A 26137-nucleotide genomic window follows, 5' to 3' on the forward strand; every position below is an offset into this window, starting at 1 on the left:
ACGAATTCAATATGACATCGAACAGCCGCCGTGATTTTCTGCGCGCCGCCGCTCAAGCGGCAGGCGCGGCCGCCGCGATGGGCGCGTTGCCCGCCGGTATCCGTAACGCGCTCGCGATTCCCGCGAACGACGCCACGCGCAGCATCAACGACATCGAGCACATCGTGATTCTCATGCAAGAGAATCGCTCGTTCGACCACTACTTCGGCACGCTGCGCGGCGTGCGGGGCTACGGCGACCGGCGCGCGATCCGTTTGCCCAACGGCAATTCCGTCTGGCAGCAGCCCTTGCTGGCCGATGCCGGCCAGGTCCTGCCGTTCCGGCCGAGCGCGCCCGATCTGGGCATGCAGTTCCTCCAGGACTTGCCCCACGATTGGACGACCACGCATAACGCGTGGAACGGTGGCCGTTACGATCAATGGGTCAGCGCAAAGGGCACTACGACGATGGCGTATCTGACGCGCCAAGATATTCCGTTTCACTACCAGCTCGCCGATGCGTTCACGATTTGCGACGCCTATCACTGCTCGGGCATGACGCCCACCGATCCGAATCGCTACTACATGTGGACCGGTTGGGTCGGCAATGACGGTAAGGGCGGCGGCCCCGTCATCGACAATGCCGAGGCAGGGTACGGCTGGTCGACCTATCCCGAAGTGCTGCAATCGGCCGGCATCTCGTGGAAGATCTATCAGGATATCGGCACGGGTCTGAATGCGGCAGGTTCTTGGGGATGGACGCAGAACGCCTATATCGGCAACTACGGCGACAACTCGCTGCTCTACTTCAATCAATATCGCAACGCGCAACCGGGCGATCCGCTTTACGAGCGTGCACGCACGGGCACCAACGTGGCCGCGAGCGGCGGCTATTTCGACCTGCTCAAGCAAGACGTCGCGAACGGTACGCTGCCGCAAGTGTCGTGGATCGTCGCGCCCGAGGCGTATTCGGAACACCCGAACTGGCCCGCGAATTACGGCGCATGGTATGTCGATCAAGTGTTGCAGGTGCTCACGTCCAATCCCGCGCTGTGGAGCAAGACCGCACTGCTCATCACCTACGACGAGAACGACGGCTTCTTCGATCACGTCGCACCGCCGTATGCGCCCTGGTCGAAAGAATCGGGCCTATCGACCGTGGACACCACGAACGAGTACTTCGCCGGGAATGCGACTTATCCCGCCGGGCCCTACGGTTTGGGGCCGCGCGTGCCGATGCTGGTAGTCTCGCCGTGGTCGAAAGGCGGATGGGTCTGCTCCGAGACGTTCGACCATACGTCGATCATTCGCTTCATCGCTCGCCGCTTCGGCCACGCGCACAATCTGTGCGAGGCGAACATCACGCCGTGGCGCAAGGCCGTTTGCGGCGATTTGACGCGCGCATTCGATTTCGCCAATCCCAACGCCACGTTCCCGACGCTGCCGAGCACGAGCGGCTACGTGCCGCCCGACCAACAGCGCCACCCCGACTACGTGCCGTTGCCGCCGCTGGTGCAGGCCAAGCCCGCCCAGGAGCCGGGCGTGCGTCCGGCGCGCGCTTTGCCCTACGAGTTGTTCGTCCGTGCTCACGCGGATGCGGGCGAGGCGCAGCTTCGGTTGAAATTCACGAATACGGGGCACGCGGGCGCCGCGTTTCACGTCTACAAGGCGCATAGCTTGGACGCTCCGCGCGCCTATACGGTGGAGCCGCACAAGCATCTCACCGACGATTTCGCGCTGCATTTGGACGGTAGCTACGATTTCGCGGTGCATGGTCCGAACGGCTTTGCACGCCGGTTCGCCGGGCGCGCGGTGGCGGCGCATTGGTGGAGTGCGGGCGTAGCCGTGCCCGAAGTGGTCGAGTCGTACGACGTCGCGAACGGCAACCTTCAGCTGTGCCTGCAAAACAAGGGCTCGGCGGCGTGCGAGTTCACGATTTCCAACGCCTACGACGGCAGCACGCACAAGCGCCGCGTCGCGGGCGGCGAAAGTGTGGACCTGTATGTCGATTTGCGTGCGCATCATGCTTGGTACGACCTGCACGTGAGCGTCGATACCGACCCGTTGTTCGTGCGCATGCTGGCCGGTCACGTCGAAACGGGCCGGCACAGCACGAGCGATCCCGCGCTCGGCATCGCCTGAACAGGGCCTTTAAAGATGGTGTGATTTCGGGGCTTGTCTCATCTGAAAGCCCCCTCTATACCCGTCGTCGACGGTTGTTCGGGATCGACGACGGGCCTATCTAGCGGCGAAATAGTCGGCCGCGCGCAACAAAACCCCTGTAAACATACGCCCGAAATACAAAAAAGAGATGCATGAAGCCGCGCGGCGCTTGTAGAATCCGGCGTTGAAGCGTTGCACATCGTGCCCGTTTCATGCGTTCAACGACCAACAGGTAGGAGAAACATGGTTACTTCCGCAAAGAAGGTTGCGAAAAAGGCTGCTGCCGCACCGGCAAAGAAAGTCGTTGCCAAGAAGGCTCCCGCGAAGACTGCCGCGGCTAAGAAGGTCGCCGTGAAGGCGTCCGGCGCTCCGTCGCCGATCAAGGACACCTTCACGAAGGCCTCGCTGGCTGCTCACCTCGCTGAGCGCGCGGCTATCGAACCGAAGTCCGTCAAGGCAGTGCTGGCTGCGCTCGAAGACACGATCCTCGGCTCGGTGCACAAGAAGGGTGCCGGCGAGTTCACGCTGTCGGGTCTGCTCAAGATCGTCGTGCAAGCCGTTCCGGCAAAGAAGAAGCGCTTCGGCAAGGATCCGTTCACGGGCGAAGAGCGTTGGTTCCCGGCCAAGCCGGCAAGCGTGCGCATCAAGGCACGTGCGCTGAAGAAGCTGAAGGACGCTGCGGCGGGCTAATTTAGCTGCTTCGGTCGACAAAAAATCCGCAAAGGCGTCATCGCCTTCGCGGATTTTTTTTGCGCTGCGTGCGCCGCTCGAAGCGGCGCATACGTCGAGCGCTCAAGGGTTGCGGTAGAGCTGGGCGAAGTCGCCCGAGGTTTGGGCGGCGCGCGTTTGCGCCTCATGCGGTTGTCCGGCGTTAGCGCTTCCGTTCGCGCTGCCGCCGTAGCCGCTCGCCGCATTCATCGCGGCAACTTTCGCTTCCGCTGCTTGGATGTCCTCCGGGTAATGAGGATCCTTGCCTGCGCCGGGGCGCCAGCCGGTGCTTTCGAGTTGCACGAGTTCGGCGCGTACTTGCGCGCGGGTCAGCGGGCCATTCGATTGCGCGAACGAAACGGCGGGAACGATGAGGACGGCGGAAAGCGTAAGGACGCGGGTAAGCGATTTCACGTTGAGAGGCTCCGTGGACGGGGGGGACGGGGTATGCCTTGATTCGATAGCCCAGTGTAGAGCGGGCGCCGCTTAGGGTTAACGCATGCCCGGAGAAGGAATCTTTCCGGCGGCGGCCGCAATCGAGACATTCAGGCGGCGACGGTTTGCGCGTCGATGCCCGCGGCCAATTCGTTCAACGCCGACACGTCGCGTTCGAGTCGCGGGGGGAGCCAAGCGCAAATGAAATTGATCCACGAGCGCGTGCGCGCATCGACGAATCGATGCGAGGGATAGAGCACGCACACCTGGCGCGTATCGAGCGTGTAGTGCGGCAGCACGCGCACTAGGGTGCCGTCGTGCAACTGGTCGAGCGCGGCATAGGCCGGAATTGCCGCGATCCCCATGCCCACGCGTGCCGCCGTCGCCAGCGATTCGGCAATGTTGATGCTGACGACGCTATCGATTTCCAACGGGACGACTTCGCCGTCGGGCCCTTCGAGACGCCAGAGGCTGGACGCGGAGTCGGACGTGCCGAGCGTGAGGCATGCGTGCGACGAGAGCTCGTTTAACGTTTCCGGCGCACCGCGCGTATTCAAATAGCCCGGCGAGGCGCACAAGATGCTATGCGAATACCCCAGGCGATGCGAAGTCGTATTGCCGTCGGCCGCAGACGACCACGCAATGACCGACGCATCGCAGGTCCCGTCGAAGAGGCTGGGGGGCGTCTGCGACAAGGTCAATTCCACCTGCACTTCCGGATAACGCGCACGGTAGTGCTTGATCGCGGGCATGACGTGCCGCTGACCGAGACTGGCTAAGCTATGAACGCGCAGCAAGCCGCTCGGGCGATCCGCGGCGCTCGCGGTATCGTCTTCGGCGCGTACGACGTCCGCCAGAATGCGCCGGCATCGCTCGGCGTAGACGAGCCCTTCGGCCGTCGGGGAAATGCGTCGTGTGGAACGGTGTATGAGGCGCGTGCGCAGATGTTCTTCCAGCTCGCTGATGGCCCGCGATGCGGTGCCAAGGCCGACGTCGAGCGACGCCGCAGCGGCCGTGAAGCTGCCGGTATCGATGACCCGGACAAAGATCTGCATGTTGTGCAAGGTGTTCATCTGGCCTGATGCATTCGTGAGGTATGCCGATAGGCGCAGGCGGGCGCGAGGCTTTCGGTCTGGAGATGCGAGAAGTATCGAAGTGCGCTGTTTCGTCGCTGTTTCATCGCCCCGTGCGGTCGATTTCAAATGTAATGAGCGGCTCCGAGGGTGCTTGGGCGATGCGCGCCCAGACTGTGGTTTCGGTGCAACTCGCTCGTACTCCCCGTCGGGGCGGCCGTGCCCGTTTGTCTCGCGAAGGCTCGGCGCAGCGGCACTGTGACGGATTATTGAATCGATTACCCGCGTCCACGGAATGGACCGATCCGGATGAATGGGCTTTTTTCAGGCGCATCAATTCCTACACTGCGTCCGCTGATTCATTCAGTCATCCGAACAATCGTGGAGCTAATTCGTGAAAAAGTTGCACTTGGCACTGTGCGCAGTGGGTTTGGTCGCCGCGTCGGCGGCTCACGCACAAAGCGCGGTAACGCTGTACGGCCTGATCGATGCCGGACTGATGTACACGAACAACGTGGCGAGCGGCGGCGCGCATGGCCCGCTGTGGCAAGCGACGAGCGGCAACATTAACGGCAGCCGTTTCGGCGTGCGCGGCGCGGAGGACCTCGGCGGCGGTCTTAAGGCGCTGTTCGTGTTGGAGAACGGATTCAACGTGCAAAACGGCAAGCTTGGCCAGGACAGCCGGTTCTTCGGCCGCCAAGCGTACTTGGGTCTTGCTAGCCGCGAGTTCGGCACGCTCACGCTCGGCCGTCAGTACGATTCCTTGGTGGACTATGTCGCACCGCTGTCGGCAACGGCCGGTACGTTCGGCGATACGGGGTTTGCGCACCCGTTCGACAACGACAATCTGAACCACTCGGTGCGGATCAGCAATGCCGTGAAGTATGCGAGCAACAGCATCTACGGGCTGAAGTTCGGTGGCATGTACGCGTTCTCGAACAACCAGAATTTCTCGGCCGATCGCGCATACAGCTTCGGCGTGAGCTATAACAACGGCCCGTTGAACGTAGCGGCGGGCTACTTGCAGATCAACGGCTCGACGGGCACGAGCGCCGGCAGCCCCGGCGCGATCGATATCGCGGAATCGACGGCGAACGGCAAGGGCGGGTTTGCGCTGGGCGCGGGCGTACAGCGTGTGATCGGCGGTGGGCTGAATTACGCGATCGGACCGGTAACGGCCGGCTTCGTCTATACGCACAGCTTGTTCGAGAATTCGAATTCCTTCGGTTCGGCGGGCGGAAACGTGTCGTTCAACAACTACGAAGTGAACGGACGTTACGCGGCGACCCCGCAACTGACGTTGGGCCTCGCCTATACGTATACGGATGGTCACGTCGACAACACCGCGACGTTCGGCAACGATCCGAAGTGGCATTCGGTCGATTTCCAGAGCGTCTATGCGCTGTCCAAGCGAACGGACGTCTATCTCGAAGCGATGTACCAGCATGCCTCGGGCAACCATTACGTCGCCTTCATCAATACGGCGGGCGGCGCGTCGTCGACGGCAAACCAGGTAGTCGGCACGATCGGTATGCGCACGCGCTTCTAAAGGAATTTTCTGTACCCCCTGTAGTTGGTAGTCCCTCTCGCTTGCCGAGAGAAGCGGTAGCTGTATCTCTTGAGTGAGTTTTTGCGCGGCGTTCTCGCCGCGCTTTTTTTTAGGGCGATTCGCGCCCGTTGATTCAAATGTAATACGGCAAGCGGCCTCTGAAATGCCGCTGCAACCGCGGCATTCGATCCTATTTCGCCGCTGCACGCAGCGCCTTCTCCCTCGCCATCGTGAGCACCCGACCTGATTTCGAATCGTCATTGTCCGGACGAAGCGCCACGCCCTATTTTTTCAAGCGGTTGTGCGAGGCGGCGTCGGATTTCGCCGCGCGCGACGGCTTGATATGGCTTCATCTGTTCAAGACCACATGCGCGGCCCTCGTCGCGCTCGGTATTGCGATGACGCTCGAATTGCCGGCGCCTCCCGTGGCTATGCTGACCGTGTTCGTCCTCATGCAGCCGGTGACGGGCATGGTGCTCGCCAAGTGCTTCTATCGCGTTCTCGGCACGGCGGCGGGGGCGAGCGCCGCCGTGGTCTTCGGCGCGGTGTTTCCGCAGCAGCCCGAGATGTATCTCGGCGTGCTCACGCTTTGGACCGCCACCTGTACCGCGCTTGCCGTCCGCTTCCGGCATTTCCGGTGGTACGCCTTCGTGCTTGCGGGTTATACGGCGGTCCTCGTCGGCATTCCGGCGACGACGCATCCCGATGCGCTGTTTATCGCCGCGTTGACGCGCGCGGCGGAAGTCACCATCGGTATCCTTTGTTCGGCGGCGTTCAGCGCGCTGGTATTCCCGGTTCGCGCCAGCACCGCGCTCATGCATGGACAGCGTCAGCGCCGCAACGCGATCCTCGAACTATGCGCCGACGTGCTCGGCGGCCGTTGCGACGACGCCTCGTTCCAGCAGCGCTTCGCGGGCCTGGCGGCCGGCATCGCGGGGTTCGAGGCGGCGCGCACGTTCGCCTCCTACGAAGACCCGAACCTGCGCATGCGGAGCCGGCGGCTGACCAAGATCGATGGCGAATTCGCTGCGCTATGCTCGCGGCTGCACGTGCTCGAGCAGCAGATCGAACGGCTCGACCGTTCGGGCGCGAATGCACTGACGGCCGACGTATCGCCGGCATTGCGGCAAGCCTCGGCGCTGATCGACCGGTGGCGCGCCGACTCCGCCCACGCACCCGATCCGCAGCCGCTCGCCGAGCTGGCTCGTCTTGCCGATTCGCTCGCGCCTCGCTCGCCGCAGGCGCCCGCAGCGAACGAGGACATCCCTTCTTCGATCGAAACGCAGACGATGCGCGAAGCGCTCCACCGGCTCATCGGCAGCCTGCTCGCATACTTGGACGCGGACGCCGGCCATGCGCGAGCCGATTCGGCGCCGCGAGTGGCGGCGCCGCCCACGCGTACGAGCGCGTACGTGGTCGCGCTGACGTTCGTGCGCAACGCGCTGACGGTGGGTGCCGTCAGCGCGTTTTGGGTGTCGACCGCGTGGCCGAGCGGCGAGTTGGCCGTTATCGCGGCCGCGATCGTGACCGGTCTCACATCGGCCGCCCCTCGCCCCGAAAAGCTTTCGATGCAAATCGCATTGGGCGCGGCCGCCGCCGTGGCGCTCGGCTATGTCTATATGTGCTACGTCTATCCGGCGATCGACGGCTTTCCGCTGTTATGCATGGTGCTCGCACCGATCGTCGCCGGCAGCGCTTTTCTGGCGGCGCGCCCGGCCGTGTCGGGATACGGTATCGGTCTATGCGTTTTCTTCGTCGTGCTCGCGGGGCCGGACAACGTGATGAACTACACGCCCGACGCGCTGCTGAACAACGGGCTCGCCGTGGTCTCGGCACTCCTTGTCTCCGTAGTGATGGGGACATTGGTCTTTCCGTTGCAAACGCCGTGGGTGGTGGGCCGTATTCAGCGCGACCTTCGACGGGAAGTGGCGTTTGCATGGACCACCCGGCTCGATGGGGCCGATGCGCGCTTTCACGCACGTACGCACGATTTGTCCTCGCAGCTGCGCATATTGCTCACGCCCGGTACGCGTCGATACGACGAGGCGTGGCACTGGCTGCTCGCAACGCTGGAGCTTGGGCAGGCGTTACTGGACTTGCGCACGAACCTCGGCAGGCTCGCGCCCGAGCGCGTACCGGATCGACATCGCTGGGTGCGTTGCGTCGAACACACCGGGCGGCGCGTAGCGGACTTGTTCGAGCAACCCGATGCGCGCCGCGTGGCGTTGGCGGTGCGCGCCGCGGATCGGGCGCTGGCCAGGGTGGCCGTGCAGGCACGCACGGTGGGGCCGGGGCCCCGTCAAACGACGTTCCAGCAACTTGCGGGCGACCTCTATCTGTTGCGTAGCGCGCTGCTCGATTACGACGCGCCGTTTCATCGAGAGGAAGCGAGCCGCGTATGAGCGGGCGCATGAACAAGCGCAAAGGCCGTTTCGCATCGGCACGAGATCGCCGCATTGATCCGGCCGAGCAAAGTCTCCTTTCCGCAGCGGCTGCTTAATTGATGCGACACCGCGTCTTATAGTTTGTCCCGTCGCAGCACGCTTTGCTGCTTGTTCGGAGTCCAGCCGTGAAACCCCTGCAATGCCTCGTTCTCGCCCTTTCCCTATGCGCCGCCGTCGCTCATGCGCAGAGCAACGTGCCCGTGACGGCCGCCGCTGCCGCCGCACAAAGCACGCCGAGCAGCGCCGATGCGCAAGCTGCCGCGCGGGCACAGCCGCGATCGCAAACCGGTAGCGAAGACCACTGCGTCGGTCCGGTGTCGTTTTGCAACATCTACTTCGGCGCTTGACGCCGTCATGCCGCGCCGGCTTCGGCGCGCACCTATGTTTCGGATGTAACCTAACGGGTTGATGCCCGAAACAGACCGGTAACCGCCCGCAGCTACCGTTGCCTCGCCAGCCTGCACTACGCGTGCACAGCGGCGGGGCAAAAGGATATTGTGAGTGCGGACCAAATTCTCGTGATCGAAGACGATTCGGTGATGCGCGAGTTGATCGTCGCGACCTTGCTCGATGCGGGTCTCGCGGCGGCCTCGCTCATCGATGCACATGCCGGCCCGGTGCCGAAGCTGCTCGTGGTCGACCTGGGCGAGCCGAAGACGGGCGGCGCCGATAGCCTTCGCGCGTTGCGCGCGAGCTACCCCAATGCACGAATCGTTGCCATCTCGGGCCGTTTCCGGTTCAATGCGGCCACGGCGGGGTCGGTTGCGCGGCAACTCGGTGCCGACCGAGTGCTTGCGAAGCCGCTCGATTGCGGCGCGCTCGTCGCAAACGTCAGACAACTCATGGGCGAGCCCGTCCAATAAAAGCCTGCCTCGAGAACGTGCATACCCCTTCCTCCGGCAGGCCCGCCGGCACTTACGACGGCTGGCCGATCCATAGCCGTTACCGCACCACGGTCGTGGGTGGACTGCTGCTCGTCACGCTCGTGTGCGCCGCGGCTTTTCACAACGTGCGTGAGGCTCGGCGAATTTCCCTCGAAGAAGGTCACCGTACCGTCGCGCTCGTTGCGCGTGTGCTAGCCGATCACATCGGCGGCACGCTCGATCGGATGCCCTCGGCGTTGCAGCATCCCAGCGATCTCGATTGCGGGACGCTACTCGCTCGGGTCGGCGACATGGCGCGCGATGAGCGCCTGGTGGTCGCGCTAACGGGCACCGGTGCCGAGAGCGCGTTTCGCTGTGCGGCAGGCGCGTCGCTGCCGCAAGACGAGTCGAACGAGCTCGAGACTGCCCGGCTGCCCGTGCCCGGCTATCCGTTGACGATCGACGTAGGCCGCCCGCGCGCGGACATCCTGCGCGAGTGGCGCGGCAACGCGTGGACGGCGCTCGTGCGTACGCTTGCCATTTCGTCGTTCGTGCTCATCTTGCTCTACGCGATGGTGCGGCAGGTCCGCCGCCAGGCGTTGGCCAACAGCGAGCTCGCGGCCGGCGAACAGCGCTGGCGCGCCGTGTTCGACGAGGCGCCGGTGGGTATCGTCATGTTGCAGCCGAACCAGCCCTACATGGTCGCCAATCCGGCGTTCAAACGCATGGTGGGTTATTCGATAGACGAGTTGCAGCAATTGGGCGCCTCCGACATCACGCATCCCGACGATATCGAATCGATGCAGGTCAAGATCGGAGAACTCGAGCGCGGCGAACGCTCGTCGGTCAAGTTCGAGAAGCGTTACATCCATCGGGATGGGCACGTCATTTGGACCGAGATCACGATTTCCCGGCTCTCCGAAAGCGGCGCGCTGGGTGGGATGCTCGTGGCCGTGATCGACGACGTGAGCGCGCGCCGGGAGGCCGAGGTCGAACGCCTGCGGCTCGAGGCGCAATTGCGCCAATCGCAAAAGCTGGAGGCGCTCGGTACGTTCGCGGGCGGTATCGCTCACGACTTCAACAACATCTTGAGCGCGATCGTCGGCTACGGCGAGCGAGTGTACCGCGCACTCGCCGCGGACGCTCCGCTTCGGCGCGACGTTCAGCAGGTGCTCAATGCAGGCATGCGCGCGAGCCTATTGGTCGAACGGATTCTCGCGTTCAGCCGCAGCGGCATGACGGCCCGCCTGCCGGTGCATGTGGAACAGGTTCTCGTCGAGACGGTGGAATTGCTCAAAGCCAGTTTGCCCCCCGAGGTGACGGTCGTTCTCGAGCTTGGCGCGCCGCAGGCCTATGTGCTGGGCGATCCCACGCACCTGCATCAGGTCGTGATGAATCTATGCAGCAACGCACGTCACGCGCTCCCGGAGTCGGGGACGATCACCGTGTCGGCCCGCGAGGTCGCGACCGCTCAAGCGTTGGCGCTGACCTCGGGTACGCTTCAAAGCGGTCGCTACGTATGCGTCGGCGTGGCGGACACGGGGGCCGGCATTAGTCCCACGGTTCAAGAGCGAATGTTCGATCCTTTCTTCACGACCCGCAAGTCGGTGGGCGGGACAGGCCTCGGCCTTTCGCTCGTGGACGGCATCGTCAAGGAATATGGCGGGGCCATCGAAGTGAAGAGCGAAGTCGGACGCGGCACTCGGTTCGACATTTATTTGCCGTTGTCCGCTCAGCGTCCTGCGGCGGCGCCGCGACGGGCCACCGAAACGAAGCGCGGAAACGGCGAGACGATCCTACTAGTGGACGACGAGCGGGCGCTCGTCGAGCTTTGCGAGGATCTGTTGGCCGAACTCGGCTATGAACCGCTCGGATTTTCTTCGCCGCTCGAAGCGCTGGAAACCTTCCTCGCCGATCCGGGGCGTTTCGATCTGGTGCTGACCGATCACTCGATGCCGGAGATGACGGGTACCGAATTGATCGGGAAAATCAGAACCGTGCGCGCCGATTTGCCGTTTCTACTCATGAGCGGTTACGGCACCGCGGTCGCGGAGGAAGATACGCGCGCGCTCGGCGTTCGCACGGTTTTGAAAAAGCCGGTGCTGCTCGTGGACCTGGCGGCTGCGGTTCGCGAAGCGCTCAAACGCGATGGCGTGGGTTGACACGGTGGTCGATCCGGCGCTTCCAACTATAATTTTCCTTTGCGTTGCCGAAAGCAGTCCCTCATGAACGACATCAACCCTGCCCATGTGCTCGTGGTCGACGATGACGAAGCGGTGCGCGATCTCATTGCCGCCTATCTGAGCGAAAACGACATGCGCGTGAGCGTTGCGGCCAACGGCAAGGAAATGGCCAAGGCGCTCGAGGAGCAGGCCATCGACCTCGTCGTACTCGATCTGCGCTTGCCCGGCGAGGACGGCATCGATATCGCGCGCAAGATTCGCGAGTCGTCCACGTTGCCCATCATCGTCGTATCGGGCCGCCGTGACGAAGCCGACCGCGTCATGGCGCTGGAATTGGGCGCCGACGATTATCTGACCAAGCCCTTCAGTTCGCGTGAATTGCTGGCTCGCGTACGTGCGCTGCTACGGCGCTCCGCCGTCGTGGCCGCCGCGAGCGGGCGTCAGCTCGACGCGCGCGCATATCGCTTCGCGGGTTGGCAGCTCAATATCGGCACGCGCAAACTGACTACGCCGGCGGGCGAGAACGTGCCGCTGACCAACGGCGAGTTCTCTTTATTGAGCGCGTTTTTGGCGGCGCCGGGCCGAGTGCTCACGCGCGAACAACTGCTCGAGGCGAGCCGGTTGTACGACGACGTCTACGACCGCTCGATCGACGTCCAGATCCTACGCTTGCGGCGCAAGATCGAAGAGAACCCCTCGCGACCCGAATACATCAAGACCGAGCGCGGTGCCGGATATGTTTTCGCCGTTGCGGTGGACAAGCTAAGCCGGGCCGCGGTCGGCTCCGCCGCGACCGACGACGGCGATCGCGAGTCTTGAGGGCGCGTTGCCGATTGAGCCGCGCTTCAGCGGGATCCTTGCTGCTCGGCGATTAGGCTCGCGAGCGCTTCCTGATCGCGCGCGAGCGCGGAAGGCAGATAGTCGCGCATGAAGTCGGACCACGTGCGCGTTCTTGCGTCGAGGTAACGGCGCGACGGGAAGAGTGCGCAGATACTCTTGGTTTCGAGCGTGTATTCGGGCAACACGCGCACGAGCGTGCCCGCGCGCAATCCCGCTAGAGCGGAATAGACCGGTAACGGCCCGATACCCATATCCGCGCGAATCGCGCCGACCAGCGATTCGGCCATATTGATTCGGAACACGCTGTTGATCGCGATGCGATCGGCGAGGCTACCGTCCGCTTTTTCGAGCGTCCACTCGCGCGGCGAAAACGTGGGCGTGCTCAATGCCAGACAGTCATGCTCGATGAGGTCGCTCGGACGAGCGGGCGTACCGCGCGCGTCCAGATACGCTTGCGACGCGCAGAGCACGCTATAGGTCGAACCGAATCGATGCATGACGATTTCGGAGTCGCGCAGGCTGGAGACGGCGAGGATCGAAGTATCGCAGGTGCCGTCGAACAGATCGGGCAAGGTCTGCGAGAGTTGCAGCTCGATCCGTACATCGGGGTACAGCCGGCGATACGCATGAATCGCGGGAACGATGTAGTGCTGTCCGAGGCTTGCGAAACTATGGATCCGCAGTAGGCCGTTTGCGCGGCTGCTTGCTTCGCACACCTCCTGCTGCGCCGCGTCGACCGCTCGCACGATCTTTCGGCAGTGCTCGAGGTAGTTACGCCCGGCGTCCGTCAAGGTAATGCGGCGCGTGGAGCGGGTGAGTAGACGAATGCGCAGATGCTGTTCGAGCTCGCTCACTGCCTTGGACGTCGAGGCCGCGCTCATATCGAGCGAGTTTGCCGCGGCCGTGAAACTGCCCGAGTCCACGACTTGGACGAAAGTCTGCATGTTCTGCAACGTATTCATAGACAGTTTTTATAAATCCAAAATGCGTTGTGCTTGAGTGGGCCTACACCGACACACTGGCGATCCGATGTGGCTCATGCCGTCGCCATGCGGTCGAGTCGATACGAAATTCGTCGAGCGCATGGGCCTCGCCCGATTCGACGCGCGCGCCGGCCGGCGCTCAGTGCCGGCAGTACGAAGAGCGCGGGATGAAGCCGCGAGCGTGTTTCGATCAGGGGGTGAGTGATGAGCGCGGTGACGAACATGGCCGCGAAAACGCAGATCGTCGGCGGCGTGAGACGGTCGAGGATTTCGCAACCGAAACGGTGCAGGTCCGCCGCCCCATCGAGCGCCAGCCAGCCGGCGCCGAGCATGGCATAGCAGAGCACCGCGCCGATTCCGGACCAAAGCGGAAAGACGCTGGCCCACGCGAACTCGTTGCCCGTGCAATGCACGCGGTCGAGAGGCACACCCTTGGCGCAGGTACCGATTGCCACGCCCTGCGCGAAGGCGGCGAGCAGCGAGCCGGCGAAAAGCACGTGGTCCCATAGCCGGCGAGCCGGGTGCGCTTTGCGGCGCAACTCGGACGCCGCAAAGCGCATGATGAATCCGGCTAACATGGCCGAGAGCGGGACGTAGAGCGCGGGAAAAGCGATCGAATAGATGGCGGGAAAAGCGCCGAATAGAAATGTGCCCGCGACCACGAGCCAAGTCCCATGACGATCCTCTACCGGCGCCATGGAGGCGACCATCCGGTCGCGCCATGAGGCCGTTGCGGCAAAGCCGCTGAGAATGCCGATACCGAGTTCGATGCCGTCGACCGCGACATAGGCGGCGAGGGCAACGGCCAGTTCGGCGAGCCAGAACCAGACAAGCATGACGTTTTCGCGATTAGCGGCCGGACGCCGAGCAGCACGCCGCGGTCAATGATGCGCACGATAAGGTCGACGCCGAAAACGACGGACGGCAACCCAAGTGACGTTGGACGGAGTTTGGTTCTCGTCTGTTGCCGAGCGATTGCGATTCGGCGCGCGCTCATTACATTCGTAACGGGTATGCGTAACGAGCGCCGCGTCGCGGGTCGACGGCTTGCCGGGAGGGGGAATGCGAGGGAGAGGGGCGAGAAGGATATTGCAGACGGTGTCTGCAATATCCTTTCACTGAACCCTTAGCGGGTTCAAGTCTGATGAAACCAATCTTTAATGCGTGGAGCCGTTCGGTTGGTAGCCGTCCGTCAGCGTTTGCAAGAACGCGATGATGTCCTTGATGTCGGCATCCGTCATCGCAGGAGCGTCACCCGTTTTGCGATCGAAAGGCGCATCCGCCGTATCGATGTTGGCGTGATACTTCGCGGGCAGATCGTCATACTTCAGGGTATGGCCTTGCGCATCGTGCGGGTAGATCTTGTCCGGCGCCACCTCGCGCAAGTTATAAAAGTTCATGACTTCGTCGAGGGAGTGATACACGCCGTTGTGAAAGAAGGCGTGGCGCGTGGCGGCATTGCGCAGCGTCGGCGTGAGGAACATGCCGCAGTATTGCGTTTGCGATGCAAGGTCAGTGCGATGGGGGCCGCAGACGCCCATGTCGTAGAACGCAGGATTGCGATTGACCGCGAGCGCGCCGTTGCGCGGCACGCCGAGCGCTTCGTACTGATAGTCGGTAAACATCGGCGGCAGGCCGTCGCGGGAGGGCTTCGACAGATGGCACCCCGCGCAGTTGGCCTTGGCCGGATCGTTGAATAGCTGCAAGCCGTGTATCTCGGCTCGCGTGAGACGCGCGCGCCCTTCGAGCCAATAATCGTATTTGCTCGAATACGGGTGGAACGACGGATCTTCCACTTGGTACCGTGCGACGGCGAACATCGCCTCCGACAGCAACAGGCGCGAATCGTTGAAAATGTTTGGCCCGAATAGTTGCTGCAATTGGGTACGGTAGGCGCCGTGTTCGAATTTGGCGGCGACGTCGGCCTCGCTCTTGTTCGCCATCTCGACCGGGTTCATCAGCGGTCCGAACGCTTGCGCTTGCAAGGTATCGGCGCGGCCGTCCCAGAACATGCCGCCTTGCGGCACCATCGCGGGGGCCGCGGGTGCCGCCCCAGCCGTTTTCTGCGCACGTGCGACGCCCGATGCGGCGGCCGCTTCCTGCGCGAAATTCGCTGCCGTATCGGCATCGGCGGTATCGGGACCGATACTGAAGTTCGGCTGTCGATTCAGGTACATCAACGAAGGCGGCGGACGATCGCCTTGCAGCGTCATCGACGGTCCGCCGAATTGGACCGGCAATGCATTCGCGGGACCGTAAGCGTTTGCGGGGCTGTGGCACGACGCGCAGGAGAGCTTGCCCGACGCCGACAGGCTCTGATCGAAGAAAATCTGCTTGCCCAGTTGGGCCATGGCGCTCAGCGGCGCGACCGCAGGGCGCTGAAGATGGACGGGATGGGGGTTGGCCCCCGTCAATTGCTCCACGATGTCGCCGACGGCGGCCGGTGTGCGCTCGGGGTAGGCCAGCGCCCATGCACAGGCGAGTGCCGCGGCGATCGCGAGGCCGAAAGCGGCGGCGCGAACGCGCTTGTGTCGGCGGCTGGAAGAGTGGCCATGTTCGGCGGGCGTGTTCGGCAAGGCGGAATCGAGCGGCTGCATCGTGTCGGTGATGAAACGTGAAGTGCTATCTGACAAAAAGCCACAGCCCGTTGCCGGGCTGTGGGGTCATCGGTGCGCTAGCGTGGCTCGAGCCACGCCGGCGACAGGCTGGTTGCCGTAAGTTAGCTCTTCGGAGCCGTGCTTACTTGCGTACCCAGCGTCGGATCCAAGAACAGCGGCGTCGTGCGCGGCGCGCTCGTGAAATCGAACATGTTCATCATGCTGCCGGCCGTGGCGTCGAACGAGCCGCCGCCGATGCGTTGACCGCCGAGCCAGTTGTCTTCGATGAAGCGGACGACGGACGCTTGCGAAATCGCCGTGTGGTCAACATAGTTCTTCTTGGCGTACGGCGAGATGACGACGAACGGGATGCGCGTGCCCGGGCCGCAGCGGCCGTTCACGGGTTGACCGTTCAGGCCTGCCGGAGCCGTGCCGGTACCGCAGATGCCGTTCCCGTTCAGTTGGTCCGCGCTCGAGAACGAAGCCGAAGTCGGCGTTGCGTACTGGTGGTCGTACCAGCCGTCCGAGTCATCCCAGGCCACGATCACGGCCGTGTTTTGCCAATCGGGCTGCTGTTCGAGGAAGTTCACGACCTTCGTGACGAACGCTTGCTCGTCGAGCGGATCCGAGTAGCCTGCGTGGCCGTCCTGATACGCCGGCGCCTTCACGAAGCTGACCGACGGGAAATTGCCCGCGCTGACAGCGGCGAAGAAATCGTCGGAGTCGTACTGGTGGTTCGCCGGATCGACCGTCGTGCTGTTCGGCACGTTCGTGAAGCCGACCGCGGCCATCGACGTCGGACGTGCGTGCGTCGGGTTCGACGTGGTCTTGTAGTACTGGAACCAGTTGTGGTGCGGGATGTAATCGGCGGTCGCGGCGTTCACGACGGTCGACGTCGTGCTGCGTGCGCAACCCGTCGTGCCGTTGCCGTTCGTCGTCGCGAGATTGAAGCCGCCCATGAAGCCGCCCCACGTGATGCTCTTGGCGTTCAGCAGATCGCCGATGTTCTTGCCGAGCATCATCGCTTGGTCGGTCGTGCTCGAGCAGGTGTCGAAGCCCGGGTCGACGTCGTTGATCATCGTCAAGCCGCCTTGACCGTCGGCCGTGTAGTACGAGCTGCGCGACGATTTCACGATTTGCATGCCGTTCGTTTGGCCGGCGATGACTTCGAGTGCGCCCGGCGTCGACGGACCGTACGTGTCCGTGTACGCGTTATCGCTCATCGCGTAGTTCTGCGCGTAGTTCCACAGTGCCGTGACCGTGTTGCCGTCGTAGTAGCCCATGACCTGGCCGGTCGTGCCGAATGCGCCGGCGCCGCCGCTTGTTCCGCGACCCGTGTACTTCGGGAAGAGGTCCATGAGGCCGTTGTCGTACGCTTGTTCTTCGGCCGTGTAGGCGTGGTTTTGGTCGGCCGTCGCCGCTTGCGTGCGGTCGAGGCGGAACGGATTCGATGCGCCCGCGCCGTTCGCTGCGTTCGTCGAGTTCAAGTTGGCCGTCAGGAGCGTACCGCTCAAGCCGCTGACCGTCGGCGTGCCCGACGCTGCCGCGAATGCCGGTTCACCGGCCGGGTTCGTCGCGTTCGGGTAAGTCGCGAAGTAGTGGTCGAACGAGACGTTTTCCCCGTAGATCACCACGACGTGTTTGATGGGCGTTGCAGTCGTCGCGGAGTCTTGAACGCTGACCGACGCGGTCGGCGTTGCGGCCGGGTTGTTGCTGCTGCCGCATGCGGCGAGCACGGCCAGCGATGCAACGGCCACTGCAATGGGGAGAAGCTGACGGCGAAACATGGGGACGAACTCCTGGTTTGTCGTCGCCGCGTATCGCTTGCAAGCCTCGTCATTCGATCCCGAGAGAATGACAGCGAACGAAAGCGCGGTTGACGATGGTTATTTTTCGGACGAACGGCGCATTGGACCATTCAAGTGTTAAGCGTCCGCGACACATAGCTTTCGACTCTATTTCGTTAGCTTTCAATTTCATTCGTTCAACGCGCTTAGTCGAGCGCAATAGGCATCATGCTGAGGAGGTAGCCGAAATGGGGCGTAACCGGCAACGGTATGATGTGCATCGTCATCGGCTTAGCGCCGAGAATGCATGCAAGGTGAGGGTGATGAAGCTTTTCGAGGCGTTAGGATTTCAGTGGGATCGTGCCGCTATTCCGAACGACATTCCGCGGTATTCGGCCGAGCGAGTCTGCTTTCGATTCCACAAGATGCTTCCCGAGTTCGTATGGGATGCAAGCGTCCTTCCCGGAGGTCAAGACGTTGCTGGACGGGATCACCGTGGGAGGCCGTAGGATCTCCGACCAGGAACAGATTCTGAACTTGGTTGAGAGCTCCAAGCTGCTGCTCAAGCTAGTGAAGAGCGGACAGTTCTGCCTGGATAAGGCTACGTTCGTCCATTTGCACCGACTAGTCGCCAGAAATGAGGCCCTGGAATGGGGGCATTTCAGAGGAGAGGGGGACGAGTGGCATTACACGCCCGACGTCGGTTTGGGCGAACACGGGCGCTATACGCCGTTGCCTACGGTTAACGGTGGAACAAATCTGGACGAGGCGTTTCGCCGTGGCGTCGACGCATTGAACGACGACGTGTCCGACGCTTTCGAAAAAGGCACCGCGTTCTTCCTGTTCGGCGCGTTGCAACGGTTTTTCTTCGACGGAAACAAGCGTACGTCGCGATTCATGATGAACGGCGTGCTGATGTCGAACGGCATCGATGCCATCAGCATCCCTGCGGCAAAGGCGCAGGTTTTCAACGAGAAGATGATTCGGTTCTATCTGAACCGCGATGCTACGGAGATGCTGGGGTTTCTTGTCGATTGCCATCCCGAAGCTACGTAAGGTGATGGGCGGGCCTGCGGGATGCGCCGCCATCATCGAGCGCGCGCGCAGGAGTGACTTGCGCGTCGCACCTTCCCCGCCTCGCGAAAGACGCGAGCGCAAAGAAAAAAGCCAGCCGGAGCAACTCCGGCTGGCTTGATAAAGCGTACTGCTAGGTATTGTTCTCGTCGATTGCTCGAACGAGTTTGTTAGAACTTGTGACGCAGGCCCAGAGCGACGAGCTCTTGCGTGTTCGTGCCGTCGTAACCGTACGAACCGATCGATGCCGTAGCCGCAGCGCCGCCGGCCGTATGGCCGCTTGCGTGCTGATAGCCGCCGACGAGGTAGACGTCGGTGCGCTTGGACAGCGAGTAATCGGCGCCCAGCGAAGCTTGGTGGTACGTTGCCGACGAATCGCCGCTCGACTTCATGTACGTGTAGCCCACGCCAACCAACAACGCGGCCGTTGCTTGGTAGTTGAAGAAGCCGCTGCCCGAGTTGTACTTCTCGGTCGAGCCGAAGCCCGAGAACGCATCAGGCTTGTACTGCGCGTTGCTGTAGCTCAGACCCATCGTGAACGGACCGACCGCGTATTGGCCAGCCACGCGTGCGATGCCGATCGACTTAGCCGAAGCGTAGCCGTTGTTGATGGCGCTGTTGAACGTGCTGCCCGACGTCGCATTCGCATCCCAACCGGCGCGCAGACCCGTCGTCGTCGACAGCGCGTTCGAGTTATCGGAATGGTAGTAACCTGCGGCCAGGCCCAGCGGACCGTTGTTGTACGCGGCTGCGAGCGACCACGTTTGACCGCTTTCCGTCGAACCCGCGACGCCGCCGAATGCGTACATCGCCTCGGCTTGGAAGCCGGCGTAGTTCGCCGTCACGTACTTCACTGCGTTGTTCGTACGAGCGCTGTTGTCGTAGTTGTCGACGTCGCCCGGCGTAGCGAACACGCTGCCGAAGTAGTTATCGGCCGTGATGCCTTGAACCATGTCGACCACGGGGTCGTACTGACGGCCCAGCGTCAACGTACCGTACGTTTGGCTCGTCAGGCCGACGAATGCTTGACGGCCGAATTCACGATTGCCTTGGCCGAGCTGACCGTTTTGCGGGTTGAAGCCGTTTTCCAATTGGAAGATCGCAGCCAAACCGCCGCCCAGATCCTCTTGTCCCTTGATGCCCCAACGCGTACCGGCCAAGTCGCCGCCGCTGTTGTTGCCCAACGCCCACAAATTCTTATTGCCTTGCGCGTTGTGCACGTACGTGAGCGAGTCGTCGATCACGCCATAAAGCGTCACGCTGGATTGAGCGTGCGCGGCACCGGTCGCGGCGAGCAGGGCAAGCGAGAGGGTTGACAGAGCGATTTTTTTCATCATTTCTCCACGCGAAGCGATTATTAGAAGTTGCGGAAAGGAGAATAGCGCAACGTCATTGAAAGGCAGAGTGGAAAAAAAGGTAGTGTCGTCAAAAGGAAACAGGCCGTCCGCAACCACGTAAAAACGACTACGCGATTATTGTTGTCTACGAAATACTGAATTGGAAAAAGTGCAAAATTGCGACGCAATAGCGCAAGTTTTCCCATCGTGTGAGCATCGCGCACCGTATGGGGTCCCAGCGGGCGCTACGACGCGGCATGCCGATATCGATCGGTGCGTTGCGCACATATAAGCGGCACTATGCCCCATAGCAGCGCGAGTCTCGCGACTAGACAAAGTCGATCGAATATGTATTGGCGCACTATGCGAACTTAATCGTCAGTCTTATCGGTCTGTCCGCGTAATTGAACTCGCCCGTGACGCCGCCCTCTCGCCGCTGCGTATTCCGCACCGAGTAGCAGCACGGCGGCGGAAAAGTACAACCACATCAGCAATACGGCGAGCGATCCGGCGGCGCCGAATGCATTCGAGAGTCCCGCGTGCGCGAGATACAGCGCAAAGAGCTTTTTGCCCGCGGTGAAGAGCAATGCGGCGACGACTCCGCCCGTCAAGGCGTCGTGCCACGCCACACGCGCGTCGGGCAAGAACTTCAGAAGCGCGGCGAACGCGAATGCCAGTACGACCACGCCGAGTATCAGTTGCAAGACGTTGCCGATTATGACGAACGGCGTGCCGCCCAATAGCCAGTCGCCGATATAGGTGACGACGGTATCGAGGACGAGCGATACGATCGCGAGAAAGGCGACGCCGAGTACGAGACCGAAGGAAATCAACCTCACCTTCACGAGCGCGATCACGCTCGAGACTCGGTTCGAGGCATTAGCCGGCCATACCACCGATAAGGCCGTATTCAGCGAGGCGAATGTCGCGGAAGCCCCGAGCGCCAGTGCCGCGAAGGAGATGATCGCGGCCATGCCGCCCGAACCGCTATGCGAGCGCGCGTTGACGACGATCATTTGGATCGCGGCGGCCGCCTCGTCTCCGATCAGCAAATGCGCGTCCTGGAAGATCTGCCCGCGTATGGCATTCGTGCCGAAGAACCAGCCCGCTACGGCGATCACCATGACGAGCATCGGAGCCAGCGAAAACGCCGAATAAAACGCAATGCCGGCAGCCATCGTCGTGCAGCGGTCGTTGCCGAAGTGCTGCACCGCATCGACGGCGCATGCCCCTTCCATGCGGGCGGCCCTCGGCAATCGACTCAGCGAAAAGGAAGACATCGTTTTGCCCCGATCGTTCGTATCCCCGGTGCTTACGATGGTTGCAGGCGGCATGCCTGTTTATGGTCGCGAGGGTCCCAAGAGTCGGCATGACGCGCCCTAGCGCGCGCCGGCAGATCGACGTTTAACAAAAATTTACCGGTGCATCACGCCGAACTCGACTAGAGTGCACGATGGTCCCCCTTTTATTCATGACGGGGGCGAGGCAGTCGAATCGTGCAACGCGTCAATAACCGGAAGCGGGGGGAAACTATGCAACACGGCATCATCGCGTGGCTCATCATCGGCGCCATCGCCGGATGGCTGGCGGGTCTGCTCGTCAAGGGCAGCGGCTTCGGCATCATCGTCGATATCATCGTCGGCATAGTCGGGGCGTTCATCGGCGGTTGGTTGGCCGGGGTCCTTCATCTGTCGATCGGCGGCGGGTGGATCAGCTCGATCATTACGGCCGTCGTCGGCGCGGTGATCTTGCTGTTCGTCATACGCTTGTTCAAGCGATCGTAGCGGTCCGCCACGTGCCGGGCGCGACTGCCCGGTCAATCCGGCCCGGCGGCGCGTTGGCGCTTAAGCGCCGCGCGCGCGAACGCCACGAAGCGTTGGGTGACGACGTCGTCGCGGCCCGCCTGCCAGGCGAGCCCGACGCGCCAACGCGCGTGGGGGCCTTGCAGCGTGAGCACGGTCGCATCGCGCAGCAAATAGCGCATGCGGGAAGGGACGAATGCGACGCCCACACCCGCCGCGACCGTGGCCAGTACCGATTGCACATCCTGTGCTTCTTGGACGATGCGTGGCGTGAAGCCGCGTTCGGCGCACCAGCGATCGACTTGATCGGCTGTCCCGGCCTGGCGCGCACGGGTCAATGCGACGAAGCCGATATCGTTCAGTACGTTCAAATCGGCGGGAAGCCGCTTGATTTTGGCCTCTTGCGGGATAGCCAGTGCGAGCGATTCGTCGATGATCGGCACGGTGGCGAGTTCGTCGCCGCTCGACATGCGCATGAAGCCGACGTCGAGCGTGCCGGCCAGCAAGCGGCGCGTTTGCTCGGCCGACGAGAGATCGACCAGCGTCACGTTCACGTTCGGATGCAGGCGCCGGAAGTCGGCGATCAAGCGCGGGGCGATGGTGAGCACGGACAGGCACAGACCTACGCGCAGACGGCCGCGCTTACCGCCGCTCGCTTCCTTTGCGCGCAGCAGCATGTCGTCGGCATCGCGGACGAGCGCCGCGGCGTCCGGCAAGAAGTCGGCACCGAAGGTCGTCAACTGAGCTCCATGCCTGCCGCGTTCGAATAGCCGCGCGCCGAGGCTCGCTTCCAGCGCAACGATTTGCTTGCTCAGTGCCGGCTGGCTCGTATGCAAGGCATCGGCGGCGCGGCCGAAATGCCCGAGTTCGGCCACGGCGAGGTAGGCTCGGAGGAGTTTGAGATCCATTCGTTTGTGGAATCGAACGGGGAAAAGCATTCATTTTACTAATTGATCGCCGAGCGCTCCAATAGCCGTATTCCATCGCCGATCGTGTACGCCATGTCCAATGCTTCCGTTGCCCCGCTTCGGGTTGCCGCGCTGCCCTTTGCTTCGTCGCCCGCAGCCGCGGAAAAAGCGTCGTTCCTCGGAATCGCCGAGCGGCTTGGCGAGCTTGCCCGCGAACACGTGGGCTTGGCCGTGTTTCCCGAAATGAGCCTAGTCGGCTCGGCCCGCGTGGAACGACTTCGTCGAGGCGAACTCGAAGCGCTGTCGGAGCCGCTTGACGGGCCCTCGATTGCCGCTGTCGGACGTGCTGTCGACGCGACGGGTGTGGCGGCCGGCGTCGGCTGGATCGAGCGTGCGAACGACGGCGCGCTTTATAACAGCTATGTCGTGTGTATGCCCGGCGGCGCGCGCCACGTCCATCGAAAGGTGTACCCCACGGAGAGCCCGCATTTGCGCAGCGGGGGATTGTTCGAAGTATTCGATACGCCCTGGGGCATCAAGATGAGCATCTTGATCGGGGCGGACAACTACATGCCGGAGAACGCGCGAGTGGCCGCGGTCAAGGGGGCGACCCTGCTCGTGGCGCCGCATCGCAGCAACGTTGGGGGCGGTGCTGCGCCCCAGCCCGACTGGTTTGTCCGCGCGATGCCGGCACGCGCCGGCGACAACGGAATGTTCGCTGTCCTAAGCGATGCCCGGGCCGACGCGAGAGGGACGTGCAAACCGGGAGTCGCGCTCATTGCCGACCCGTGCGGCGCGGTGATCGCGCGAGGCGCGAGCGCGGATTGTCCCGTGGCAACGGCGTCGATCGATCCCGAACTTGCCCGGCAAAGCGACGCTCGTCGCTGGCTTGCCGCGCGCAAACCGGAGCTCTACGCTTCGTTGATGGCGTCGGAGACGCAATCGTATGGGGACGCTCGGCCTTGGTCGCCTCCGGAGCGCGAGGCGTGCGCGCGCGGTTCGGTGGCGATCAGCTTCGCGGTCGTCGGCAGAAAAAGGCCGACGCGCTAGCGCTTACCGGCGGTCGGTCCGCAACAGCCCGTAAATGGCGCCGTCCGAGATCTCGTCGTCGATGATCCAGCGTTCGCGTAGCAACCCTTCCTTGACGAAGCCCAAGCGTTCGAGCACGCGTGCCGAGGCCGTATTGCGCGGATCGATTTCCGCTTCTAGCCGATGCAATTGCAGCACGTCGAACGCGCAATCGACGGCGGCGCTCGCCGCTTCGCTCATGTAGCCGTGGCCCCAGAAGGCGCGATGCAAACCGAAGCCGATTTCCGCGTGCTTGGACACGGGGTCGGCATCGAACAGGCAGCAGGTGCCGATCATCTCCCGCGTCGCCGTAAGCTCGATAGCCCAGAAAATCTCCATTTGCGTCACCGAGCCTTGCATGCGGCGCGCAACATAATCGACGGCCTGTTCGTAACGCTTCATCACGGGAAACGACCAGTAGCGCATGAATTCTACGTCCGAATACATCGAGAACATCGGATTGGCGTCCTCCGCTCGAAGCGGACGCAGCGTTAGGCGTTCGGTCGACAACGTGGACACGTCGGGTATCGGCATCTCAATGCAACCTTGCAAGGTGATCGGTGCCTCGCAGTGTATACCGACATTTTTGTGTGTCGAAGAGGCGTGCGGGCAACTAGAGCCTACCGCCTCACCTCGCACTCAACGCGCGTCAAAGTAGGCGACGCCTTGGCCCGACACGGCCCAAATGCGGTGCCCCGCGACGGTGATTTCGCTGTTCGTGAACTCGTCCGGTATGACGTAACGCTGCCAGTGCGCGCCGTCGTCGGTGCTGACATGTAGCGTTCTGCGGAATTCGCCTACGGATTTGATGAATTCCTGCCGATTCCATGTGTCGACGACAAGCAACTCGGGCGTCGCCCATGCGCCACCTGAGTCGTCGTTTGCGGCCCAAACTTGAGTTGCGGCGCCGCTCTTGATCGCGTAGAGGCGTGCACCCGAAGCCGGGTAAGCGCCGCTGTCGAGAAGCGCGTACAGCGTGTCGCCTCGGACCAGCAGGCTGCCCACGCGGCCCCGCAATTGTTCGGCATTGCTCAATACCGTAGTCGCTCGGCCGTCATCGTCGATTTCGGTGATCGACTTGGGGGCATTGTCTCGGCCTTGCACCAGGTCGACGGTGCGCGGTGTAACGGCCGCATTCCATCTAAAGGCGGCAACACCCTCGCCTTGCGTGAGCGGCGTCCATGTACGCGCGCTATCTTTCGATAGAAAAACACGTGTCCTCCAGGCGTCGAACGAATCAGCCGATATATCGGTCACGAGTAGTACGTATCGGTGCGGGGCTGGAAACGCGAACGTGCATGTGGCCTTGCGCGTGCAAGCCGTCGGCAGCTTGATCGGCGACCATGTACGACCGCGGTCGCTCGACTGCGCATAGCTGGGATCGAATGAGTTCAGGCTATCCGCGCTGTACGTTTCGACTTCCGCCACCCTATCGTCGCCCTGACCGCCGACGATATGCGAGACCTGCTGCTGGCTGTCCGTTTTGATGAGTTCGCATTTGGCCGCGCCGTCACCGCATTCAAACAACAGATTCCCAGCCGGCGCGCGCGGCGGCATCGACATAAAGGGCGTCAAGTCCCAGCGCATGTCGACCGCGACTAAGGCGTGCTTCTCGTCCGCCCACAGCCGAAATGCGTCGTGGGCGTGCGTACGAGTCGCTTCATTTGCGAACGCATAGGTGGTCTGCCCCACATACTTCCACGGCGCGCAGGCCCCCGTCTCCAATTTGCAATCGAGGGAGGGCTGCGGTTGTGCTTCGGTTTCTGTGCTCTCGGCCGCTGACGACGCGCTCGCCGCGAATAAAGCAGCGAATACGATCGTGGAGATGGCGGCTAGACGCGTCGAGGCAAGTTTGTTCTGCGACTTCATGGGCGTGCGTTGGCGTAATTCAGGTCGGAAAGCGGGCGTTTATTTTAAACGTGCCCGTACTTACCGCCATTCGCAGCGCGCCGCGTTCGATCTGATGTCTAACGATTGCCTGCCGCATCAACCGGACTGAGTGCCTTGGCACTGCGTCTCGTACCAACGATCCACTCGGCGCTGCGCTGCTTGCAAATCTTCCGGATAGTACGGATCGAAGAATAACGACGGCTGGTACCCGGCTTCCTCGAGTGCGGCCAATTCGCTCAAGTTCCGCTCGTGCGTGAGCGGCGCTCCGTTCTTGAGCGCCGTCAGATCGCGGCACTGACGGGCGGTAAGCGGTGCATAACCGGCCTGTGGCGCGCCCGAGACGACGCAGCCGGCAAGCAATAGCGCGAACAGGGAAACAATCGTCGATGTGGGCGAGGGGTATTTCATCTCGAGCCTCCTTGCGATGGACTCGAGTTTCTCACGCAAACAGTTTG

23 protein-coding genes are annotated in these 26137 nt (G+C 62.6%); 11 read left to right on the plus strand and 12 right to left on the minus strand.

Annotated features, from left to right (window positions below):
* Positions 1-11 precede the first annotated feature (11 nt).
* Positions 12-2120, plus strand: coding sequence for a phosphocholine-specific phospholipase C (locus tag AB1286_RS22340; RefSeq protein WP_430365432.1), 2109 nt, complete (start codon positions 12-14; stop codon positions 2118-2120).
* Positions 2121-2384: 264 nt separating this feature from the next.
* Positions 2385-2831 (plus strand): HU family DNA-binding protein, encoded by a 447-nt coding sequence (locus AB1286_RS22345; protein ID WP_430365433.1) that lies wholly within the window; start codon positions 2385-2387, stop codon positions 2829-2831.
* A 102-nt stretch (positions 2832-2933) separates the two neighbouring features.
* Here the strand turns inward: AB1286_RS22345 and AB1286_RS22350 are convergent, their stop codons facing one another.
* Together AB1286_RS22350 and AB1286_RS22355 are read right to left on the minus strand one after the other, a co-directional pair.
* Entirely contained in the window at positions 2934-3263 is a 330-nt protein-coding gene (locus tag AB1286_RS22350; protein ID WP_430365434.1) for a DUF4148 domain-containing protein, read from the minus strand.
* Between the two features lie 131 nt (positions 3264-3394).
* On the minus strand, positions 3395-4357 hold the full coding sequence (locus AB1286_RS22355; RefSeq protein ID WP_430365435.1) for a LysR family transcriptional regulator: 963 nt from the start codon (positions 4355-4357) through the stop codon (positions 3395-3397).
* A 394-nt stretch (positions 4358-4751) separates the two neighbouring features.
* On the opposite strand from AB1286_RS22355, the gene AB1286_RS22360 reads away from it, so the two are divergent.
* The 6 genes from AB1286_RS22360 to AB1286_RS22385 all read left to right on the plus strand — a co-directional run bounded on the left by AB1286_RS22360 (position 4752) and on the right by AB1286_RS22385 (position 12215).
* Complete coding sequence (locus AB1286_RS22360; protein ID WP_430365436.1) at positions 4752-5906, plus strand: porin; 1155 nt, start codon at positions 4752-4754, stop codon at positions 5904-5906.
* 260 nt (positions 5907-6166) lie between these two features.
* Positions 6167-8308 (plus strand): FUSC family protein, encoded by a 2142-nt coding sequence (locus AB1286_RS22365; protein WP_430365437.1) that lies wholly within the window; start codon positions 6167-6169, stop codon positions 8306-8308.
* A 167-nt stretch (positions 8309-8475) separates the two neighbouring features.
* Positions 8476-8697 carry a hypothetical protein gene (locus AB1286_RS22370; protein WP_430365438.1) on the plus strand — a complete coding sequence of 74 codons (222 nt, stop codon included), beginning with the start codon at positions 8476-8478 and terminating at the stop codon, positions 8695-8697.
* 150 nt (positions 8698-8847) lie between these two features.
* On the plus strand, positions 8848-9213 hold the full coding sequence (locus AB1286_RS22375) for a response regulator (RefSeq protein WP_430365439.1): 366 nt from the start codon (positions 8848-8850) through the stop codon (positions 9211-9213).
* A gap of 17 nt (positions 9214-9230) precedes the next feature.
* Positions 9231-11375 (plus strand): ATP-binding protein, encoded by a 2145-nt coding sequence (locus AB1286_RS22380; RefSeq protein WP_430365440.1) that lies wholly within the window; start codon positions 9231-9233, stop codon positions 11373-11375.
* Between the two features lie 63 nt (positions 11376-11438).
* The gene (locus AB1286_RS22385; RefSeq protein ID WP_430365441.1) at positions 11439-12215 is read left to right on the plus strand and encodes a response regulator; all 777 of its coding nucleotides are present in this window, start codon (positions 11439-11441) and stop codon (positions 12213-12215) included.
* Positions 12216-12241: 26 nt separating this feature from the next.
* Here AB1286_RS22385 and AB1286_RS22390 read toward each other — a convergent pair whose 3' ends face one another.
* The 4 genes from AB1286_RS22390 to AB1286_RS22405 form a co-directional block, all read right to left on the minus strand.
* Positions 12242-13180 carry a LysR family transcriptional regulator gene (locus tag AB1286_RS22390; protein ID WP_430365442.1) on the minus strand — a complete coding sequence of 313 codons (939 nt, stop codon included), beginning with the start codon at positions 13178-13180 and terminating at the stop codon, positions 12242-12244.
* A gap of 92 nt (positions 13181-13272) precedes the next feature.
* Positions 13273-14055 carry a cytochrome d ubiquinol oxidase subunit II gene (locus tag AB1286_RS22395; RefSeq protein WP_430365443.1) on the minus strand — a complete coding sequence of 261 codons (783 nt, stop codon included), beginning with the start codon at positions 14053-14055 and terminating at the stop codon, positions 13273-13275.
* Between the two features lie 321 nt (positions 14056-14376).
* Entirely contained in the window at positions 14377-15816 is a 1440-nt protein-coding gene (locus AB1286_RS22400; RefSeq protein WP_430367282.1) for a cytochrome-c peroxidase, read from the minus strand.
* Positions 15817-15938: 122 nt separating this feature from the next.
* Positions 15939-17603 (minus strand): phospholipase C, encoded by a 1665-nt coding sequence (locus AB1286_RS22405; RefSeq protein ID WP_430365444.1) that lies wholly within the window; start codon positions 17601-17603, stop codon positions 15939-15941.
* 447 nt (positions 17604-18050) lie between these two features.
* On the opposite strand from AB1286_RS22405, the gene AB1286_RS22410 reads away from it, so the two are divergent.
* On the plus strand, positions 18051-18659 hold the full coding sequence (locus tag AB1286_RS22410) for a Fic family protein (RefSeq protein WP_430365445.1): 609 nt from the start codon (positions 18051-18053) through the stop codon (positions 18657-18659).
* Positions 18660-18847: 188 nt separating this feature from the next.
* Here AB1286_RS22410 and AB1286_RS22415 read toward each other — a convergent pair whose 3' ends face one another.
* Both AB1286_RS22415 and AB1286_RS22420 read right to left on the minus strand, forming a co-directional pair.
* A complete protein-coding gene (locus tag AB1286_RS22415) occupies positions 18848-20011 on the minus strand; it encodes a porin (protein WP_430365446.1) in 1164 nt (387 codons plus the stop codon).
* A 374-nt stretch (positions 20012-20385) separates the two neighbouring features.
* Complete coding sequence (locus AB1286_RS22420; protein WP_430365447.1) at positions 20386-21252, minus strand: YihY/virulence factor BrkB family protein; 867 nt, start codon at positions 21250-21252, stop codon at positions 20386-20388.
* A gap of 294 nt (positions 21253-21546) precedes the next feature.
* On the opposite strand from AB1286_RS22420, the gene AB1286_RS22425 reads away from it, so the two are divergent.
* Entirely contained in the window at positions 21547-21798 is a 252-nt protein-coding gene (locus AB1286_RS22425) for a GlsB/YeaQ/YmgE family stress response membrane protein (RefSeq protein WP_430365448.1), read from the plus strand.
* 32 nt (positions 21799-21830) lie between these two features.
* Here AB1286_RS22425 and AB1286_RS22430 read toward each other — a convergent pair whose 3' ends face one another.
* A complete protein-coding gene (locus tag AB1286_RS22430) occupies positions 21831-22724 on the minus strand; it encodes a LysR family transcriptional regulator (RefSeq protein WP_430365449.1) in 894 nt (297 codons plus the stop codon).
* Positions 22725-22817: 93 nt separating this feature from the next.
* On the opposite strand from AB1286_RS22430, the gene AB1286_RS22435 reads away from it, so the two are divergent.
* A complete protein-coding gene (locus tag AB1286_RS22435; RefSeq protein ID WP_430365450.1) occupies positions 22818-23774 on the plus strand; it encodes a nitrilase-related carbon-nitrogen hydrolase in 957 nt (318 codons plus the stop codon).
* 3 nt (positions 23775-23777) lie between these two features.
* Here AB1286_RS22435 and AB1286_RS22440 read toward each other — a convergent pair whose 3' ends face one another.
* From AB1286_RS22440 to AB1286_RS22450, 3 genes are all read right to left on the minus strand, one after another.
* A complete protein-coding gene (locus AB1286_RS22440; protein WP_430365451.1) occupies positions 23778-24326 on the minus strand; it encodes a GNAT family N-acetyltransferase in 549 nt (182 codons plus the stop codon).
* Between the two features lie 105 nt (positions 24327-24431).
* Positions 24432-25661 carry a hypothetical protein gene (locus AB1286_RS22445; RefSeq protein WP_430365452.1) on the minus strand — a complete coding sequence of 410 codons (1230 nt, stop codon included), beginning with the start codon at positions 25659-25661 and terminating at the stop codon, positions 24432-24434.
* A gap of 117 nt (positions 25662-25778) precedes the next feature.
* Entirely contained in the window at positions 25779-26090 is a 312-nt protein-coding gene (locus AB1286_RS22450; protein WP_430365453.1) for a DUF4148 domain-containing protein, read from the minus strand.
* Positions 26091-26137: the final 47 nt, after the last annotated feature.

This window comes from Trinickia sp. NRRL B-1857 (assembly GCF_050470685.1).
Taxonomy (GTDB): Bacteria; Pseudomonadota; Gammaproteobacteria; order Burkholderiales; family Burkholderiaceae; genus Trinickia.

What these genes read in the sequence shown, in the direction of transcription:
- AB1286_RS22345 (WP_430365433.1), top strand. Translation starts at nt 2,385, where the DNA reads ATGGTTACTTCCGCAAAGAAGGTTGCGAAAAAGGCTGCTGCCGCACCG.
- AB1286_RS22425 (WP_430365448.1), top strand. Translation starts at nt 21,547, where the DNA reads ATGCAACACGGCATCATCGCGTGGCTCATCATCGGCGCCATCGCCGGA.
- AB1286_RS22390 (WP_430365442.1), bottom strand. Translation starts at nt 13,180, where the DNA reads ATGCAGACTTTCGTCCAAGTCGTGGACTCGGGCAGTTTCACGGCCGCG.
- AB1286_RS22450 (WP_430365453.1), bottom strand. Translation starts at nt 26,090, where the DNA reads ATGAAATACCCCTCGCCCACATCGACGATTGTTTCCCTGTTCGCGCTA.
- AB1286_RS22410 (WP_430365445.1), top strand. Translation starts at nt 18,051, where the DNA reads ATGCAAGCGTCCTTCCCGGAGGTCAAGACGTTGCTGGACGGGATCACC.
- AB1286_RS22340 (WP_430365432.1), top strand. Translation starts at nt 12, where the DNA reads ATGACATCGAACAGCCGCCGTGATTTTCTGCGCGCCGCCGCTCAAGCG.
- AB1286_RS22440 (WP_430365451.1), bottom strand. Translation starts at nt 24,326, where the DNA reads ATGCCGATACCCGACGTGTCCACGTTGTCGACCGAACGCCTAACGCTG.
- AB1286_RS22445 (WP_430365452.1), bottom strand. Translation starts at nt 25,661, where the DNA reads ATGAAGTCGCAGAACAAACTTGCCTCGACGCGTCTAGCCGCCATCTCC.
- AB1286_RS22400 (WP_430367282.1), bottom strand. Translation starts at nt 15,816, where the DNA reads ATGCAGCCGCTCGATTCCGCCTTGCCGAACACGCCCGCCGAACATGGC.
- AB1286_RS22420 (WP_430365447.1), bottom strand. Translation starts at nt 21,252, where the DNA reads ATGGAAGGGGCATGCGCCGTCGATGCGGTGCAGCACTTCGGCAACGAC.
- AB1286_RS22355 (WP_430365435.1), bottom strand. Translation starts at nt 4,357, where the DNA reads ATGAACACCTTGCACAACATGCAGATCTTTGTCCGGGTCATCGATACC.
- AB1286_RS22430 (WP_430365449.1), bottom strand. Translation starts at nt 22,724, where the DNA reads ATGGATCTCAAACTCCTCCGAGCCTACCTCGCCGTGGCCGAACTCGGG.
- AB1286_RS22405 (WP_430365444.1), bottom strand. Translation starts at nt 17,603, where the DNA reads ATGTTTCGCCGTCAGCTTCTCCCCATTGCAGTGGCCGTTGCATCGCTG.
- AB1286_RS22435 (WP_430365450.1), top strand. Translation starts at nt 22,818, where the DNA reads ATGTCCAATGCTTCCGTTGCCCCGCTTCGGGTTGCCGCGCTGCCCTTT.
- AB1286_RS22415 (WP_430365446.1), bottom strand. Translation starts at nt 20,011, where the DNA reads ATGAAAAAAATCGCTCTGTCAACCCTCTCGCTTGCCCTGCTCGCCGCG.
- AB1286_RS22395 (WP_430365443.1), bottom strand. Translation starts at nt 14,055, where the DNA reads ATGCTTGTCTGGTTCTGGCTCGCCGAACTGGCCGTTGCCCTCGCCGCC.
- AB1286_RS22385 (WP_430365441.1), top strand. Translation starts at nt 11,439, where the DNA reads ATGAACGACATCAACCCTGCCCATGTGCTCGTGGTCGACGATGACGAA.